Source organism: Streptomyces sp. NPDC001480 (assembly GCF_042894725.1).
Taxonomy (GTDB): domain Bacteria; phylum Actinomycetota; class Actinomycetes; order Streptomycetales; family Streptomycetaceae; genus Streptomyces.
The window spans coordinates 544,181-559,656 of the sequence record NZ_JBIAVX010000005.1 but is presented as its reverse complement, the minus strand read 5'-3'; the positions used below and the strand labels follow the sequence as shown (position 1 = coordinate 559,656).

The 15,476-nt window shown below is 70.6% G+C and carries 9 protein-coding genes and 2 pseudogenes; 3 read left to right on the top strand and 8 right to left on the bottom strand.

The genetic code is table 11. The features are described from left to right. Nucleotides 1-1,208 precede the first annotated feature (1,208 nt). From ACFY01_RS15470 to ACFY01_RS15455, 4 genes and pseudogenes are all read right to left on the bottom strand, one after another. Nucleotides 1,209-1,630: pseudogene (locus ACFY01_RS15470) on the bottom strand (ATP-binding protein). A gap of 23 nt (nt 1,631-1,653) precedes the next feature. Next, the gene (locus ACFY01_RS15465; protein WP_390736217.1) at nt 1,654-2,592 is read right to left on the bottom strand and encodes a MerR family transcriptional regulator; all 939 of its coding nucleotides are present in this window, start codon (nt 2,590-2,592) and stop codon (nt 1,654-1,656) included. Between the two features lie 51 nt (nt 2,593-2,643). Next, nucleotides 2,644-3,483 (bottom strand): EamA family transporter, encoded by an 840-nt coding sequence (locus tag ACFY01_RS15460; protein ID WP_390736216.1) that lies wholly within the window; start codon nt 3,481-3,483, stop codon nt 2,644-2,646. A gap of 80 nt (nt 3,484-3,563) precedes the next feature. Then, a complete protein-coding gene (locus tag ACFY01_RS15455; protein ID WP_390736215.1) occupies nt 3,564-4,091 on the bottom strand; it encodes a hypothetical protein in 528 nt (175 codons plus the stop codon). Nucleotides 4,092-4,144: 53 nt separating this feature from the next. Between ACFY01_RS15455 and ACFY01_RS15450 the strand changes: the two genes are divergently transcribed. Both ACFY01_RS15450 and ACFY01_RS15445 read left to right on the top strand, forming a co-directional pair. After that, nucleotides 4,145-6,436: an ATP-dependent RecD-like DNA helicase gene (locus tag ACFY01_RS15450; RefSeq protein WP_390736214.1), complete on the top strand. Its 2,292-nt coding sequence runs from the start codon at nt 4,145-4,147 to the stop codon at nt 6,434-6,436. 233 nt (nt 6,437-6,669) lie between these two features. Then, nucleotides 6,670-7,959: a citrate synthase gene (locus ACFY01_RS15445; protein WP_390736213.1), complete on the top strand. Its 1,290-nt coding sequence runs from the start codon at nt 6,670-6,672 to the stop codon at nt 7,957-7,959. A 765-nt stretch (nt 7,960-8,724) separates the two neighbouring features. Here ACFY01_RS15445 and ACFY01_RS15440 read toward each other — a convergent pair. The 4 genes from ACFY01_RS15440 to ACFY01_RS15425 form a co-directional block, all read right to left on the bottom strand. Then, the gene (locus tag ACFY01_RS15440; RefSeq protein WP_390736212.1) at nt 8,725-10,998 is read right to left on the bottom strand and encodes a heavy metal translocating P-type ATPase; all 2,274 of its coding nucleotides are present in this window, start codon (nt 10,996-10,998) and stop codon (nt 8,725-8,727) included. 82 nt (nt 10,999-11,080) lie between these two features. Continuing rightward, the gene (locus ACFY01_RS15435; protein WP_390736211.1) at nt 11,081-11,320 is read right to left on the bottom strand and encodes a heavy-metal-associated domain-containing protein; all 240 of its coding nucleotides are present in this window, start codon (nt 11,318-11,320) and stop codon (nt 11,081-11,083) included. A 73-nt stretch (nt 11,321-11,393) separates the two neighbouring features. Further along, nucleotides 11,394-12,338 carry a PrsW family glutamic-type intramembrane protease gene (locus tag ACFY01_RS15430; protein ID WP_390736210.1) on the bottom strand — a complete coding sequence of 315 codons (945 nt, stop codon included), beginning with the start codon at nt 12,336-12,338 and terminating at the stop codon, nt 11,394-11,396. A 57-nt stretch (nt 12,339-12,395) separates the two neighbouring features. Continuing rightward, the gene (locus ACFY01_RS15425; RefSeq protein WP_390736209.1) at nt 12,396-13,097 is read right to left on the bottom strand and encodes a TetR family transcriptional regulator; all 702 of its coding nucleotides are present in this window, start codon (nt 13,095-13,097) and stop codon (nt 12,396-12,398) included. A 160-nt stretch (nt 13,098-13,257) separates the two neighbouring features. On the opposite strand from ACFY01_RS15425, the pseudogene ACFY01_RS15420 reads away from it, so the two are divergent. Then, nucleotides 13,258-15,476 (top strand): annotated as a pseudogene (locus ACFY01_RS15420) (MMPL family transporter).

Genomic DNA, 15,476 nt, shown 5'->3' with positions numbered 1-15,476 from the left:
CGAGCCGAGCCCGGTGGCTTCCCGCGCCTGGCGGCGAGCCGAGCCCGGTGGCTTCCCGCGCCTGGCGGCGAGCCGAGCCCGGTGGCTTCCCGCGCCTGGCGGCGAGCCGAGCCCGGTGGCTTCCCGCGCCCGGCGGCGTCCCGCGCCCGGCGGCAAGCCGCGCCCGTTCGTGCTCGGCCCTAGGTCCCCGCGACCCACAGACCACCGTCGGCGCCCCACTTGCGTCACACCGACCTCACCAGTCGCAGGCGCCCACCAAGTGGTAGATATGTACCACCGGTGGAGGATGAAACCGCAGGTCGCAGCGCCTGGGCGTGGAACATTTCTGCCACTCGTGGCCGTCATCCCACCTGCATGCCCCTTTCGCCCAGATATGGGAGAAGGTCGTCGGCCGGGAAGCCGACAGGCTGGCCGCCCGCTACGCCGCCCCGCCCCCTCGGTGCCGCACTGGAGTCACAAGGCCTCACCGGCCACAGCCGACCGGTGAGTGGCAGATGCGTCCCAGAGGTAGACGCCAAGGCAGCAGGCTTCTGGGCCGGGGTCTTGGTGGCGTGTGGGACGTATCTGCCAATCGCAGCCGTCACCCCGGCCGCACCGCATCCTCATCAGCCGGACGAAAGCCGCCCTCCTCTGCCGGGCGCGCCCACCCGTCCCATCAAGCCGCCAAGCTGGCCGACGAGTCGCCCCCCATCGACGGCGACCCGCCCTCCACTCACCAATCGCTGCGAAGTCGTCGGCTGTACCCCCACCCCCCACCCGCCACCCGCCGACCACGCACCCAGCCCACCCGCCGACCGCGCGCCCCAAGCCCCCACCCGCCGCAAGCCGCTAAGCCGGCCCGGCGTGCCGCCACCCACTCAGCGCGCACCCCACCCCCCCACTCACCGATCGCCGCCGATCCCACCCGGCGTGCAGGCGAGGCGCGACCGCGCCCCCCAACTCCGCTCCGCAGCCCAGCCCACGGCGGGCCCCACCCGCCCCGGCCACCGCCTTTCCGGGCCGCTCGCTCGCTTCTCACCCGTGCTGGAGCGAGCCGAGTCAAGGGGGGCCCGAAGGGCCATCGGCGTAGCCGACGCGCAGCGCCCTTTACTCGGATCGCGGAAGCACGACAATGCCAAGAAGCGAGCGGCCCCCACGGTCACTCCATACAGGCGCTCACCTCACCCACCCACCCACCTCACCCACCCACCCACCCACCCACCCACCCACTACGCCGCCCCCAACTCGCACCACACATACTTCCCCCGCTTCCCGAACCTGGCCGACGGCCGCCAGCCCCAGTACTCCGCGCATGCGACGACCAAGCCGAGCCCTCGCCCCTCCTCCAGGTCCGCCCCTCCTCCAGGTCCGCCCCTTGGCCGAGCGGCGCTGGTGGCTCCGGTGGTGCCGGGTCCGTGTCCCACGCGCCGATCCAGATGACGCCCTCCGGGGAGCGGCGGACCCTCAGCGCGGCCGGCCCCTTGGTGTGCCGTACGGCGTTGGAGACCAGCTCCGTCGCGAGGAGCTCCGCGGTGCCCACGAGTCCGATCAGCCCGTGCATCGTCAGGATCAGGCGCAGGGTGCGTCGGCAGATGGTGACGGCTCGGAGGTCGTTCGGGATGTGCAGGGTGTAGTCCCAGGTTTCGGGCATGCGTCATCAACGAGGCCCCGCCCCTAGACATTTCGCAGAGCCTCGATGAGCCAGGGATACACCGGGGTAAGGCTCGGTACCACCTGCCAGCCGTTGACGATCCACACCAGCCGCCAGTACCGGTCCACTTGGGGATCGTGCGCCTCTTCGAACTGTTGGGCCATCCAGTCCCGGAATTCCGGGTCAGGGGTGCGCGCGAACGCCTCGGCGAAGCGGTGCACAAGGTCGTCGATGACGGGGGCGGCCCTGTCGCTGAGCGGGTCGATGCCCGACTCCATGGCCTCGGCCACCTTCTGGCGGGTGAACTCCGTCAGTTCCTCGCCGGCATCGCGCTCGATGTCGAGCGTGCGCCCCGCGGCCTGACGCCCGGCCATCCGGCGCATCCGGGCCCGGAAGTCCTCGTCGCCGACCAACTCGGCGAGCTCCACCCACGCGGCGACCTGCTCGCTGGACGGATCGTCGGGGAGGTCGGGCGTGGCAGCGCGAACCATCGCCACCGCGGACGGGTCGGCATCCATTGTGCCGAAGGTGCCGAAGGTGCCCTCCACGAAATCGTCGATCAGACGTCGGCGTTCCTCGCCGGACAGCTGCGTGAGCCTGTGCATGAGCTTGATCTCCTCGGGGTCGGACCCGCGTCCGGCCGCGACTCGCAGAACGCTCCGACGCAGTTGCAGCACCCGGATCTGGACGTCCATGGCTTCGGCGTGCGCCGCGGCGACCTCCGCCACCGAGAGCTCGCGGTCCAGTACCCGTTGAATCGTGGCCAGGTCCATGCCCAGCTCGCGCAGTGTGCGGAGGAGTTCCAGACGTAGCAGTGCGTCGAGGTCGTAGAGCCGATAACCGGCGGGACTTCGGGTGGTCGGCGCTACCACCCCCGAATCGGAGTAGAACCGGATGGTCCTCACGGACAAGCCGGTCCGCCGGGAAAGCTCCCCGATCGAGCAGAGGGTCGTAGCGTCCATGTCCTCAACTCTGCCGTCTCCAGTCACTGGAGGCTCAAGGCCGCAGGAAGCTCAGCCGAGTGTGAGCAGCACGGTGGCCGCCGCCGAGCCCAGCAGACCGGCGACCTGGCGGCGGTCGACCCGCTCGTGCAGCACGGTGAGTCCCAGGATCACGGGCATGGTCGGGTACAGGGAGGCGAGGACGACGGCGACCGCGAGCATCTGCCGTCGAGTCGCGAGCAGGTACAGAATCAGGGCCAGGGCCGCACCAGCTCCGGTCAGGACCGCTTGGGCGCCGCGTATCGCGGGAACTCGCAGGTCACGTAACGCGATTGGAAGCAGCACCGCGACGGCGGCGAGCCGGCCCGTGGCCACCGGCCACAGCCCGCTCGACGGCCCGGCTTGCGCGAGTGCCAGGTACTGGACGGCGACCCCGATGCTCGCCGACAGGCCGTCCGAGGTGCCTCGGCCCGTGGTCGTGTCCGGCTCGTAGGCGAAGGTGTTCCCGCCGCTGGAGACGAGCCACAGGGCGGGCACCGTGATGGCGATGCCCGTCCAGGCCAAGGGTGTGGGCCGATCCCCGAGGACGAGAACTCCGCCCAGTACGGAAAGGGCTACGGACGTGACGGCGCTGACGGGCACCACCACGCTCATCGCACCGCGGCTCAGCCCACGGTTGAGCAGCAGCATGGCTGCGGCGCTGCCGAAACCGGACAGGGCTCCCCAGCAGAGGTCGGTCAGGTGGACGGAGGAGGCCGGGACGACGAGGGCGGCACCGACGGCGAACACCAGCCCGCCGAGTTGACCGAGCAGGGTGACCGCCGTGAAGCGGACACGGCGGGACAGGACCCCGCCGGCGAAGTCGACTATGCCGTAGCACAGGGCGGAGGCCAGCGCGAGAAGGGCACCCATTCGCTCACAGGTGCCCCGATGGGAGGGGCCGAAGCCCGGTGGGGGGCCGCCGCACGTCGCGACCCGGAAACAGTCGGCCCTCAGCCCCAGAACACAACGGCAAGCGCGACAAGCGTTCCGAGGGCGATCACCCCGCCGAACACCCCGAACCCGATGGCGATCTTCACGCTCGCGGGCCGGATCTCCCGCCAGCCCAGTTCCCGGGCCACGCCCCGGATCAGGCGGTGGCCCTCGGCGGAGGAGAAGCTGTACTCCTGGGTGCCGTTCAGGCTCCAGGTCTTGCTGACGTAGACGTTCCGGCCGGTGGACACCGTCTTGCCCAGGCGTACTCCGCCCAGGCCGGCCTCGTACTCGACGGTGCGGACGACGTCCGTGATCGTGAAGGTTTTCTCCTGGGGGCGCAGCGCGACACGGTAGGTGTGGATCTGGTCGAGCCGGTGCCGGGTCAACAGCTCCTGCCACTGCGGGGCGTTGACGTCCACGGTCAGTTCGAGGCCCCACTCCGTCCGGCGCGGGCGGTACGGCGTCCCGGTGGCGGCGGCCTCGATGCGGGTGTGGAACTCCTCGACCGTGTCCTCGGCCGCGCCCGTACTGTCCGTTCCTGTCATGGGCACGCACGGTAGCAGTGCCCACTGTCACACCCCACCGGTACCGTCGGATCATGGCTCAACAGGCGGGGGACCCCATGACCCCCATGTCTCCCACGGCCCCCACGGGCGAACGCCGGCTCGCCGTGCTCGAAGGCGTGCTGGAGAGGATCACGTACGCCAACGAGGAGAACGGCTACACGGTCGCCCGTGTGGACACCGGCCGGGGTGGTGGCGATCTCCTCACGGTGGTCGGGGCGCTGCTCGGTGCCCAGGTGGGGGAGTCCCTGCGGATGGAGGGGCGCTGGGGGTCCCATCCGCAGTACGGCAAGCAGTTCACCGTCGAGAACTACACGACCGTGCTGCCCGCCACGGTCCAGGGCATCCGCCGCTACCTCGGGTCGGGGCTGGTCAAGGGCATCGGGCCGGTCTTCGCCGACCGGATCACGCAGCACTTCGGGCTGGACACCCTGACGATCATCGAGGAGGAGCCGAAGCGGCTCATCGAGGTGCCGGGGCTCGGGCCGAAGCGGACCAAGAGGATCGCCGACGCCTGGGAGGAGCAGAAGGCGATCAAGGAGGTCATGCTCTTCCTCCAGACCGTCGAGGTGTCCACGTCCATCGCGGTGCGGATCTACAAGAAGTACGGGGACGCCTCGATCTCCGTCGTCAAGAACCAGCCGTACCGGCTCGCCGCCGATGTCTGGGGCATCGGCTTCCTCACCGCGGACAAGATCGCCCAGTCGGTCGGCATCCCGCACGACAGCCCGGAGCGGGTGAAGGCGGGCCTCCAGTACGCGCTGTCGCAGTCTGCCGATCAGGGGCACTGTTTCCTGCCGGAGGAGCGGCTGATCGCCGACGCCGTGAAGCTGCTCCAGGTCGATACGGGGCTCGTCATCGAGTGCCTCGCCGAGCTGGCGGAGCCTGGGGAGGAGGGGGAGGAGCCCGGGGTCGTACGGGAGAAGGTGCCCGGCCCGGAGGGAGATTCGGAGCCGGTCACGGCCGTCTACCTCGTGCCCTTCCACCGGGCGGAACTGTCCCTCTCCAGTCAGCTGTTGCGCCTGCTGCGTACGGAGGAGGACCGGATGCCCGGCTTCCGGGACGTGGACTGGGGCAAGGCGCTGGGGTGGCTGAAGGGCCGTACGGGGGCCGAGCTGGCGCCCGAGCAGGAGGCCGCGGTGAAGCTGGCGCTCACGGAGAAGGTGGCCGTGCTGACCGGTGGTCCCGGCTGCGGCAAGTCCTTCACCGTCCGCTCGGTCGTGGAGCTGGCCCGCGCGAAGAAGGCGAAGGTGCTGCTCGCCGCGCCCACCGGCCGGGCCGCCAAGCGGCTGGCGGAGCTGACCGGGGCCGAGGCGTCCACGGTGCACCGGCTGCTGGAGCTGAAGCCGGGCGGTGACGCGGCCTATGACAGGGACCGTCCGCTCGACGCCGATCTCGTGGTCGTGGACGAGGCGTCCATGCTGGACCTGCTGCTCGCCAACAAGCTGGTGAAGGCGGTGCCGCCGGGGGCCCATCTGCTGTTCGTGGGGGATGTGGACCAGCTGCCCAGTGTCGGGGCGGGTGAGGTGCTGCGGGATCTGCTCGCCGAGGGCGGCCCGATCCCGGCCGTGCGGCTCACCCGGGTGTTCCGCCAGGCCCAGCAGTCGGGGGTGGTGACGAACGCGCACCGGATCAACTCCGGGCAGCACCCGGTCACGGACGGCATGAAGGACTTCTTCCTCTTCGTCGAGGACGAGACGGAGGAGGCCGGGCGGCTCACGGTGGATGTCGCCGCCCGCCGTATTCCGGCGAAGTTCGGTCTCGACCCGCGCCGGGACGTCCAGGTCCTCGCGCCCATGCACCGCGGCCCGGCGGGCGCCGGCACCCTCAACGGTCTGCTCCAGCAGGCCATCACCCCGGGCCGCCCCGACCTGCCCGAGAAGCGGTTCGGCGGCCGGGTCTTCCGTGTCGGCGACAAGGTCACCCAGATCCGCAACAATTACGAGAAGGGCAAGAACGGAGTCTTCAACGGCACCGTGGGCGTGGTCACCTCGCTCGACCCGGTCGACCAGCGCCTGATGGTGCTGACGGACGAGGACGAGGAGGTTCCGTATGAGTTCGATGAACTGGACGAGCTGGCCCATGCGTACGCGGTGACCATCCACCGCTCGCAGGGCAGTGAGTATCCGGCGGTGGTGATCCCGGTCACCACCGGCGCGTGGATGATGCTCCAGCGCAATCTGCTCTACACGGCGGTCACCCGGGCGAAGAAGCTGGTCGTCCTCGTCGGTTCGCGCAAGGCGATCGGCCAGGCGGTGCGCACGGTGTCGGCGGGGCGACGCTGTACGGCACTCGATTTCAGGCTCCATGGGGCCGGACGGGTCTGACATCCCGCCTGACATCCGCCTGTCATCCGAAAATGATCGATCAAATGAGTCGTGAAGGTCACAGAGCACTTCCAGATGCCGGATCGAGGGGGCAGGATGAGCAGGTTGGCGGCACTGAGTGCCGTCAGTAGGCCCAATGGTCGACCCCGAGTGCACTCTCCTGAGCCAAATGGGGGATGGTAGAGACAGTCAGGGCACCTCGAAGAAGAGGCACTACGTCGGTGAGGGAAGACGTGAGCGACAACTCTGTAGTACTGCGGTACGGCGACGGCGAGTACACCTACCCGGTGATCGACAGCACCGTCGGCGACAAGGGCTTCGACATCGGCAAGCTCCGCGCCCAGACCGGTCTGGTGACCCTGGACAGCGGTTACGGCAACACGGCCGCCTATAAATCCGCCGTCACCTACCTCGACGGCGAGGCGGGCATCCTCCGGTACCGCGGCTACCCGATCGAGCAGCTGGCCGAGCGCTCCACCTTCCTGGAGGTGGCCTACCTGCTGATCAACGGTGAGCTGCCGACCGTCGACGAGCTCACCGTGTTCAAGAACGACATCACGCGGCACACCCTGCTGCACGAGGACGTCAAGAACTTCTACCGGGGCTTCCCGCGCGACGCCCACCCGATGGCCATGCTGTCCTCGGTCGTCTCGGCGCTGTCCACGTTCTACCAGGACAGCCACAACCCGTTCGACGAGAAGCAGCGCAACCTCTCCACCATCCGCCTGCTCGCCAAGCTTCCGACGATCGCGGCGTACGCGTACAAGAAGTCGATCGGTCACCCGTTCGTCTACCCGCGCAACGACCTGAGCTACGTCGAGAACTTCCTCCGCATGACCTTCTCGGTCCCGGCGGACGAGTTCGAGCTCGACCCGATCGTGGTCTCCGCCCTCGACAAGCTGCTGATCCTGCACGCGGACCACGAGCAGAACTGTTCGACGTCGACGGTCCGCCTCGTGGGTTCGTCCCAGGCGAACATGTTCGCGTCCATCTCGGCCGGCATCAACGCCCTGTGGGGCCCGCTGCACGGCGGTGCCAACCAGTCCGTCCTGGAGATGCTCGAGGGCATCCGGGACTCCGGCGGCGACGTCGACAACTTCATCCGCAAGGTGAAGAACAAGGAGGACGGCGTCCGCCTGATGGGCTTCGGCCACCGGGTCTACAAGAACTTCGACCCGCGCGCCAAGATCATCAAGGCCGCCGCGCACGACGTGCTGTCCGCCCTCGGCAAGTCCGACGAACTGCTGGACATCGCGCTGAAGCTGGAGGAGCACGCGCTCTCCGACGACTACTTCGTCTCGCGCAGCCTCTACCCGAACGTGGACTTCTACACCGGTCTGATCTACCGGGCCATGGGCTTCCCGACCGAGATGTTCACGGTCCTGTTCGCCCTCGGCCGGCTGCCGGGCTGGATCGCCCAGTGGCAGGAAATGATCAAGGAGCCGGGTTCCCGCATCGGCCGTCCGCGCCAGATCTACACGGGCGTGGTGGAGCGGGACTTCGTTCCGGTCGAGGAGCGCTGACACCTGACGGTGTGGGGCGCCGGGTTCCCGGTGTCCCGGCTTCGCGGCGGTGGCGGGGGGCCCGGGGCCAGGGGCCGACCCCCGGGTCAGCACGGCCACCGGCGTGGTGGAGCGGACTTCGTTCCGGTCGAGGAGCGCTGAGCTTTCTTCAGGCGTCCGGGAGTGCGTGAGCCTCTCGGGCGCCTGATGACGTGCGAGTGCCCGACGGTGCCCGGATGCCTGACGAACAGCAGAAGGCGCCCTGAGTCGCCGGTCCCCCCACGGGCCGACGACCAGGGCGCCTTCCCATGTCCCGGTGCGGATTCCCCCCACGGGATCCGGCCGGGCGCTCGGAGAGGACAGCGCCTGAATCGCTGTCTGAGCACAACGAGCAAAACCCGTCGTACTCCAGTGATGCGGTGCGATCTGCCGGGACAACGCACGTAGGGAGGGCCGCTCAAAGCTTCCCGGTGTACGTGCCCCGGCAACGCATCTCTGAGGAAGTCCCCCAAGACATCCCCAGATGCCAGTCAGCGCCCCCCAAGACGCTGGTCTGACATCGCCAACTTAGACCTTCGAACCCCTTCGATGGTTACGTTCGCATCACTGTGATCTGCGTCTCTTGCATATGTCCGATAGATACGCAAGAGCCCCGATACGTCGATCGGGACTCAAGCGTAAGGATGATGCGCGAGCCTTGTGAAGAGCTTATGTGAGGTGCGCGTCGGACTCTAGGGGGACTCTTACTTCGACCGCCGGAACCCCCGAGTAACTTCGCGGGGCCCCTCAGCGGAAGGTCCGCAGCCGCAGGCTGTTGGTCACCACGAAGACCGAGGAGAAGGCCATAGCGGCGCCCGCGATCATCGGGTTCAGCAGCCCCGCCGCGGCCAGCGGCAGCGCGGCCACGTTGTAGCCGAAGGCCCACACCAGGTTGCCCTTGATCGTAGCCAGGGTACGCCGTGCGAGCCGGATCGCGTCCGCCGCCACCCGGAGGTCCCCGCGCACGAGGGTCAGGTCACCCGCCTCGATCGCCGCGTCCGTGCCCGTGCCCATGGCCAGGCCCAGGTCGGCGGCGGCGAGCGCGGCCGCGTCGTTGACCCCGTCGCCGACCATGGCGACGGTCCGCCCCTCGCCCTGGAGCCGCCGTACGACGTCCACCTTGCCCTCGGGCAGTACCTCGGCGACGACCTCCTCGATGCCCACGGCCCGCGCCACCGCCTCGGCCACCGTCCGGTTGTCACCGGTCAGCAGCACCGGCGTCAGGCCGAGCGCGCGCAGCTCGCGCACCGCCTCGGCGCTGGTCTCCTTGACGGCGTCGGCGACGGCCAGGACACCGCGTGCCACCCCGTCCCAGCCGACCAGGACGGCCGTACGGCCCTCCTCCTCGGCCCGGGAACGGGCGGCGGCCAGCTCCTCCGGCAGGTCGTCCGTGTTCTCGGGGAGCCGCCCCACGGTCACCTCGCGGCCCGCCACCCGCCCACGCACGCCCCGCCCGGGGACGTTCTCGAAGTGCTCGGCCGCCGGCAGCGGCCCGACCCGCTCCACGGCGCCCTCGGCGACCGCCCGGGCGACCGGGTGCTCGGAGGCGTGCTCCAGGGCTCCGGCGAGCCGCAGCACCTCGTCCTTGTCGGCGCCCTCGGCGACGTACACCTCCTGGAGCGTCATACGGCCCGTGGTGACCGTGCCGGTCTTGTCCAGGACGACCGTGTCGACGCGGCGCGTGGACTCCAGCACCTCCGGGCCCTTGATGAGGATGCCGAGCTGGGCGCCGCGCCCGGTGCCGACCATCAGCGCGGTCGGGGTCGCGAGGCCGAGCGCGCACGGGCAGGCGATGATCAGTACGGCGACGGCGGCCGTGAAGGCGGCGGCGGTGTCACCGGTGACCCCCAGCCACACCGCGAAGGTGCCGAGTGCGATCAGGATGACGACGGGTACGAAGACCGCCGAGATCCGGTCCGCCAGGCGCTGCACCTCGGCCTTGCCGTTCTGCGCGTCCTCCACCAGCCGCGCCATCCGGGCGAGCTGGGTGTCGGCGCCGACCCGGGTCGCCGCGACGACCAGCCGGCCCCCGGCGTTCACCGTCGCACCCGTCACGGCGGACCCGGGACCGACGTCCACCGGCACCGACTCGCCGGTCAGCATGGCGGCGTCGACCGCGGATACGCCCTCGACCACCGTGCCGTCGGTGGCGATCTTCTCGCCCGGGCGGACGACGAACCGGTCGCCGACGGCCAGGGAGGCCACCGGTACGCGCACCTCGCGGCCTTCCCGCAGTACGGCGACGTCCTTGGCGCCGAGTTCCATCAGCGCACGCAGGGCGGCCCCGGCGCGCCGCTTGGAGCGGGCCTCCAGGTAGCGGCCGAGGAGGATCAGGGCGACGACTCCCGAGGCCACCTCCAGGTAGATCGTGGAGGCACCGTCCATACGGGAGACGGTGAAGCGGAACTCGTCGTGCATGCCCGGCGTGCCCGCGTCGCCGAGGAACAGCGCCCACAGCGACCAGCCGTACGCGGCGAGCGTGCCGACGGAGACGAGCGTGTCCATGGTGGCGGCGCCGTGCCGCGCGTTGGTCCAGGCGGCCCGGTGGAACGGCCAACCGCCCCAGGCGACGACCGGTGAGGCGAGCGTGAGCGAGAGCCACTGCCAGTTGTCGAACTGGAGCGCGGGGATCATGGCGAGCAGGACCACGGGAAGGGCGAGCGCTGCGGAGACCGCGAAGCGGTGGCGCAGGGCCGTCAGTTCGGGGTCCTGCTCGGTCTCGGCAGGCCTGTCGTCCTCGGTGGGCTCGGGCGGCGGGGGCTCCTCGGCCGTGTACCCGGTCTTCACCACGGTGGCGATCAGGTCGGCGACCCGGACCCCCGGGGGGTAGGCGACCTTCGCCTTCCCGGTGGCGTAGTTCACCGTGGCGCTCACGCCGTCCATGCGGTTGAGCTTCTTCTCGACGCGGGCGGCGCAGGAGGCGCAGGTCATCCCGCCGATGAGCAGTTCGGCCTCGGAGACGTCCGCCGGCGTGCCCGAGGGCGTGCCTATGGCTGTCTCTGCGGTGGTGGTGCTGGTCATGTCCGGACTCCAGACGACGGACCGGGCCGTGCGGAGCCAGTATCAGCTGGTCGGTACGGCCCGGTCGGAGAGTGAACGGAGATCAGGCGAGGCCCGCGAGCTCGAAGCCGGCCTCGTCGACGGCGGCGCGGACGGCCTCCTCGTCGAGCGGGGCGGTGGAGACGACGGTGACCTCGCCGGTCGACGCGACGGCCTTCACCGAGGTGACGCCGGGAATTTCGGAGATCTCACCGGAGACGGAGCCCTCGCAGTGTCCACAGCTCATCCCGCTCACCTTGTAGACGGTGGTGACGGATCCCGGGGTGTCGGTCGGGGCGGTCATGTCGTTACTCCTCGTCGTGACTGGTGGGGCCGACGAGGCCCACAGTGGGGCCTGCATTCTTGAGACTATACCCCTAGGGGGTATTTCTCCAAGAGGCGCCGCGGCGCGCCAGCGAGCGCACGCGGGCGATGCCCAGGAGGGAGACGAGTACCAGTCCGCCGACCGAGAACACCGCCAGAAGGTGGTCCTGTACGGCCGTCGGCCCAGGGACGTACCCCTGCGCGAACGGCTGCCGGGCCGGGTACGGCCCGGCCAGTTGGGTCACCAGCCAGAGGGCGACGCCGTGGGTGGAGTCCCACAGCGTGTGCAGCAGACCGACGCCGAGCCAGGCGCCGAGAACCGGTACGCCCAGGCGGAAACGGCCGTTCGGGCGGCGGTTCGCGAGCAGGGCCCCGCCCGCGATCGCCGTCCACAGGCCGTGCCCGAGCGGCGCGAGCATCCCGCGCGGGATCTCGGTCTCCAGCAGGGCCCGCAGGTCGAGGCCGTCCGCGGACAGGGCCGTGCCGAAGGCGTGCCCGGAGCCCTCGAAGGCCGCGAAGCCGCAGCCGACGGCCGCGCCCAGGACGAGCCCGGCGCGCATGCCGTGGATCCCGGGCAGCCGGCGCAGTACGAACACCAACGCGGTGAGCTTGACCGCTTCGGCCAGTCCGGCATCGGAGAACATCCGCAGGGACGGGTGGAGCGCGTGGTGTTCCGTCGCCGAGGCGCCCAGCACGCCGAGCGCGCCGCCGGCCAGGAAGCAGCCGAGGACCGCGCTGACGCCCAGGTCGCGGCCGTGCCGCTCGTACGCCCACAGCACGAAGGCGACGGGGAGGAGGAAGCCGCCGAGCAGGACGACGGTGGGCAGCAGTGTGATGTCCGCCGTCGCGTATGCCACGAGCCCGGTCAGCGCCCACACGGCCAGCCCGCCGCCCAGGCAGCGTCGCCACAGGCCCGCGCGGATCCGGGGGTAGGGGGGAGGGGGCAGCTGTGGGCCGGGGATGCGGGCGCGGGGAGCGCCGGGCGGCGGGTAGGTCACGGCAGTCCCCCTCGGGCTCCTGCTGGGCGATTTACCCGAACCCTATGCAGGTGACCTTTATGTCGCAGTCCGGGGGAGGCCGGTGGTGTCGGTGCCGGTGCCGGTGGCGTCCGTGCGGCCGGGCCGGTCGCCGACGAGGGGGTCGAGGTAGCGGACCAGTACGTGCTTCAGCTCGCGGACGTACGCCTCGCGCTCGGCGCCCTCGTGAGCGAGGACCAGCTCCAGGCCCGCCTTGTACATGCCGAGGCAGACGTGGGCCGTGCGCGTGAGCTCGGCGGGGGAGGTGTCGGCCAGGAGGACGGCGAGCAGGCCCTCGATGCGGTCGACCAGTGTGGCGTGCAGGGCGTCGTGCTCCTCGGCGATCCGGCCCGGGATGTCGGGGCCGTGCATCAGCGTGAAGAACACGGGGTGCTCGGTGTTGAAGGCGATGAACCGGTCGACGGCGGCGCCCACCGCCTCCTCCAGCGGGGTGGCCGGGTCGACCGGGGCGAGCGCCTCGCCGTAGGTCTCCCGCATCTCGTGCACGAGGCGGTCGCCCAGCTCGATCGCGATCGCTTCCTTGTTCGGGAAGAACTGGTAGAGCGTGCCCGGGGAGACGCCCGCCTCGCGGGCGATGGCGTTGGTGCTGGCGGCCGTGTAGCCGGTACTGCAGAAGACGTCGGCGGCGGCTTGCAGCAGCTGGGCGATGCGGCGCTCGCCGCGTGCCTGGCGGCGGCGCGGCTGTTCCTTCCCCTGCCTGTCGGCGGTGTCGTCGGGCACCCGTTATCCCCAGCTCTCCGGACGTGATTGACAAACACGAGTGGTCGCTCGCATTCTTGAGGAACGCGAGCGATCTCTCGTGTTTGCCAGTCTATGGCTATGGCGACCCCTGCCGCCTGTCTTCGTACGGCACGGGTCATGGTGAAGGGGACACCGCACGATGACCGAAGTCAACCGCCCACCACAGCCCGGTGGCTGGACGCGGTTCGTGACCGCCCGCCCGCGGCTGTCACTGCTCGCGGCCCTGGTGCTCACCGTGCTCGCGGTACTGGCCGGCAGCGGTGTCGCCGACCGGCTCGGCAGCGGCGGCTGGGAGGACCGGCCGCCGAGTCGACGTACGCGACCAAGGCGCTGGAGCGCGAGTTCCCCGACTCCCAGCCCAACCTGCTGCTCCTGGTCGACTCCGGCCGCTCCTCGGTCGACGCCCCGGCGGTCGCCGCCGAGGCCCGGGGTCTCGCCACCCGTCTGGCCGGTGAGAAGGGGGTCACGGGCGTCGGCTCCTACTGGCAGGCCGCGCCCTCGGCCGCAGCCGCCCTGCGCGCCGAGGACGGCCACGAGGCACTGATCGCCGCCCGTATCACCGGCGACGAGAAGGAGATGGGCCGGACCCTGGACCGCATAGCCCCGTCCTACCGGGGGACGCACGGCCCGGTGGAGGTGCGGGTCGGCGGTGCCGTCGCCGTGCGGCACGAGATGCAGACGATCATCCAGGAGGACCTGGCCCGCGCCGAACTGATCGCGCTGCCGGTGACCCTGGTGCTGCTGGTGATGGTCTTCGGCAGTGCCGTCGCCGCCCTGCTCCCGCTGGGCATCGGCATCGTGGCCATCCTCGGCACCAACGCGGTGCTGCGCGGCCTGACGGAGTTCACCGACGTCTCCGTCTTCGCGCTGAACCTCACCACCGCGCTGGGCCTGGGCCTCGCCATCGACTACGCCCTGTTCATCGTGCGCCGCTTCCGCGAGGAACTCGCCGCCGGCGCCGAACCGCTCACCGCCGTCGGCACCACCCTGCGCACGGCGGGGCGCACGGTGCTCTTCTCCTCCCTCACGGTCGCGGTCTCCCTGGCGGCGATGCTGCTGTTCCCGCAGTACTTCCTGCGCTCCTTCGCCTACGCCGGCATGGCCGTGGTGCTGCTCGCGGCGGCGGCCGCCCTGATCCTGCTGCCGGCGGCCCTGGTGCTGCTGGGCCATCGGGTGAACTCCCTGGATCTGCGGCGGGCGTTCCGGCGGGGCCGCCCCGCGAAGGCGTCCGGCGAGGAGGGCACGGCCTGGGCACGGGCGGCGACCCTGGTCATGCGCCGGGCCCCGCTCTTCGCCGTGGCGACCACCGTCGGCCTGGTCGTCCTCGGACTGCCCTTCCTCGGCGTGAAGTTCGGTACCGCCGACGACCGCCAGCTGCCGTCGGGCGCCGAGTCCCACATCGTGCAGCAGCACATCCGGGACGGCTTCCCGGGCAGCCCCGGCGGCGGACTCGAAGTGCTCGCGGAGGGCAGGGCGAGCAAGGCGCAGTACGCCGCCTACAAGCAGCGGGTGGCGGCCCTGCCAGAAGTGACGCGGGTCGACGGCCCGCTGGTGAAGGGCGATTCCGCCTACTTCACGGTGCTGCCCAAGGGCGAGGCCGTCGACGACGCGGCACAGCGCCTGGTGGGCGACCTGCGCGCGGTGGACGCGCCGTTCAGCACTGATGTGACCGGCACGGCGGCCGTCCTGGTCGACTCCAAGCACGCGATAGCCGAACACCTGCCGTGGGCGGCCGCGTTCATCGCGATCGTCACCCTGCTCCTGGTCTTCCTGCTCACCGGCAGCGTGCTGATACCCGTGCAGGCGGTGGTGCTCAACGCGCTCAGCCTGACCGCCATGTTCGGCGCGGTGGTCTGGGTCTTCCAGGACGGCCACCTCTCCGGCCCGCTCGGCTTCACCAGCGCCGGCTCCATCGAGACGACCCTGCCCGTCCTGATGTTCTGCGTGGCCTTCGGCCTCTCCATGGACTACGGCGTGTTCCTGCTCTCCCGCATCAAGGAGGAGTACGACCGCACCGGCGACCACAACGAGGCGGTGCGCCACGGGTTGCAGCGCACGGGTGGGCTGATCACCGCGGCGGCGGTCATCCTCGCGGTGGTGATGGTCGCGATCGGCACCTCCCGGGTGACCAACACCAAGATGCTCGGCCTCGGTATCGCGCTGGCGGTGCTGATGGACGCCATGGTCGTCCGCAGCCTGCTGGTACCGGCGATCATGCGGCTCACCGGCCGCGCGACCTGGTGGGCACCCGCCCCGCTGCGGCGGCTGCACGACCGGTTCGGGCTCAGCGAGGGCGAGGCTGCCCCACCCGCCGCCGAGTCGGAGGAGAAACGGAACAAGATCGGCGCGCGCGGCTAG

Excerpts from the sequence above, each read along its gene's own strand:
- ACFY01_RS15450 (WP_390736214.1), top strand. The coding sequence starts at position 4,145 with ATGGCTCAACAGGCGGGGGACCCCATGACCCCCATGTCTCCCACGGCC.
- ACFY01_RS15455 (WP_390736215.1), bottom strand. The coding sequence starts at position 4,091 with ATGACAGGAACGGACAGTACGGGCGCGGCCGAGGACACGGTCGAGGAG.
- ACFY01_RS15440 (WP_390736212.1), bottom strand. The coding sequence starts at position 10,998 with ATGACCAGCACCACCACCGCAGAGACAGCCATAGGCACGCCCTCGGGC.
- ACFY01_RS15465 (WP_390736217.1), bottom strand. The coding sequence starts at position 2,592 with ATGGACGCTACGACCCTCTGCTCGATCGGGGAGCTTTCCCGGCGGACC.
- ACFY01_RS15435 (WP_390736211.1), bottom strand. The coding sequence starts at position 11,320 with ATGACCGCCCCGACCGACACCCCGGGATCCGTCACCACCGTCTACAAG.
- ACFY01_RS15460 (WP_390736216.1), bottom strand. The coding sequence starts at position 3,483 with ATGGGTGCCCTTCTCGCGCTGGCCTCCGCCCTGTGCTACGGCATAGTC.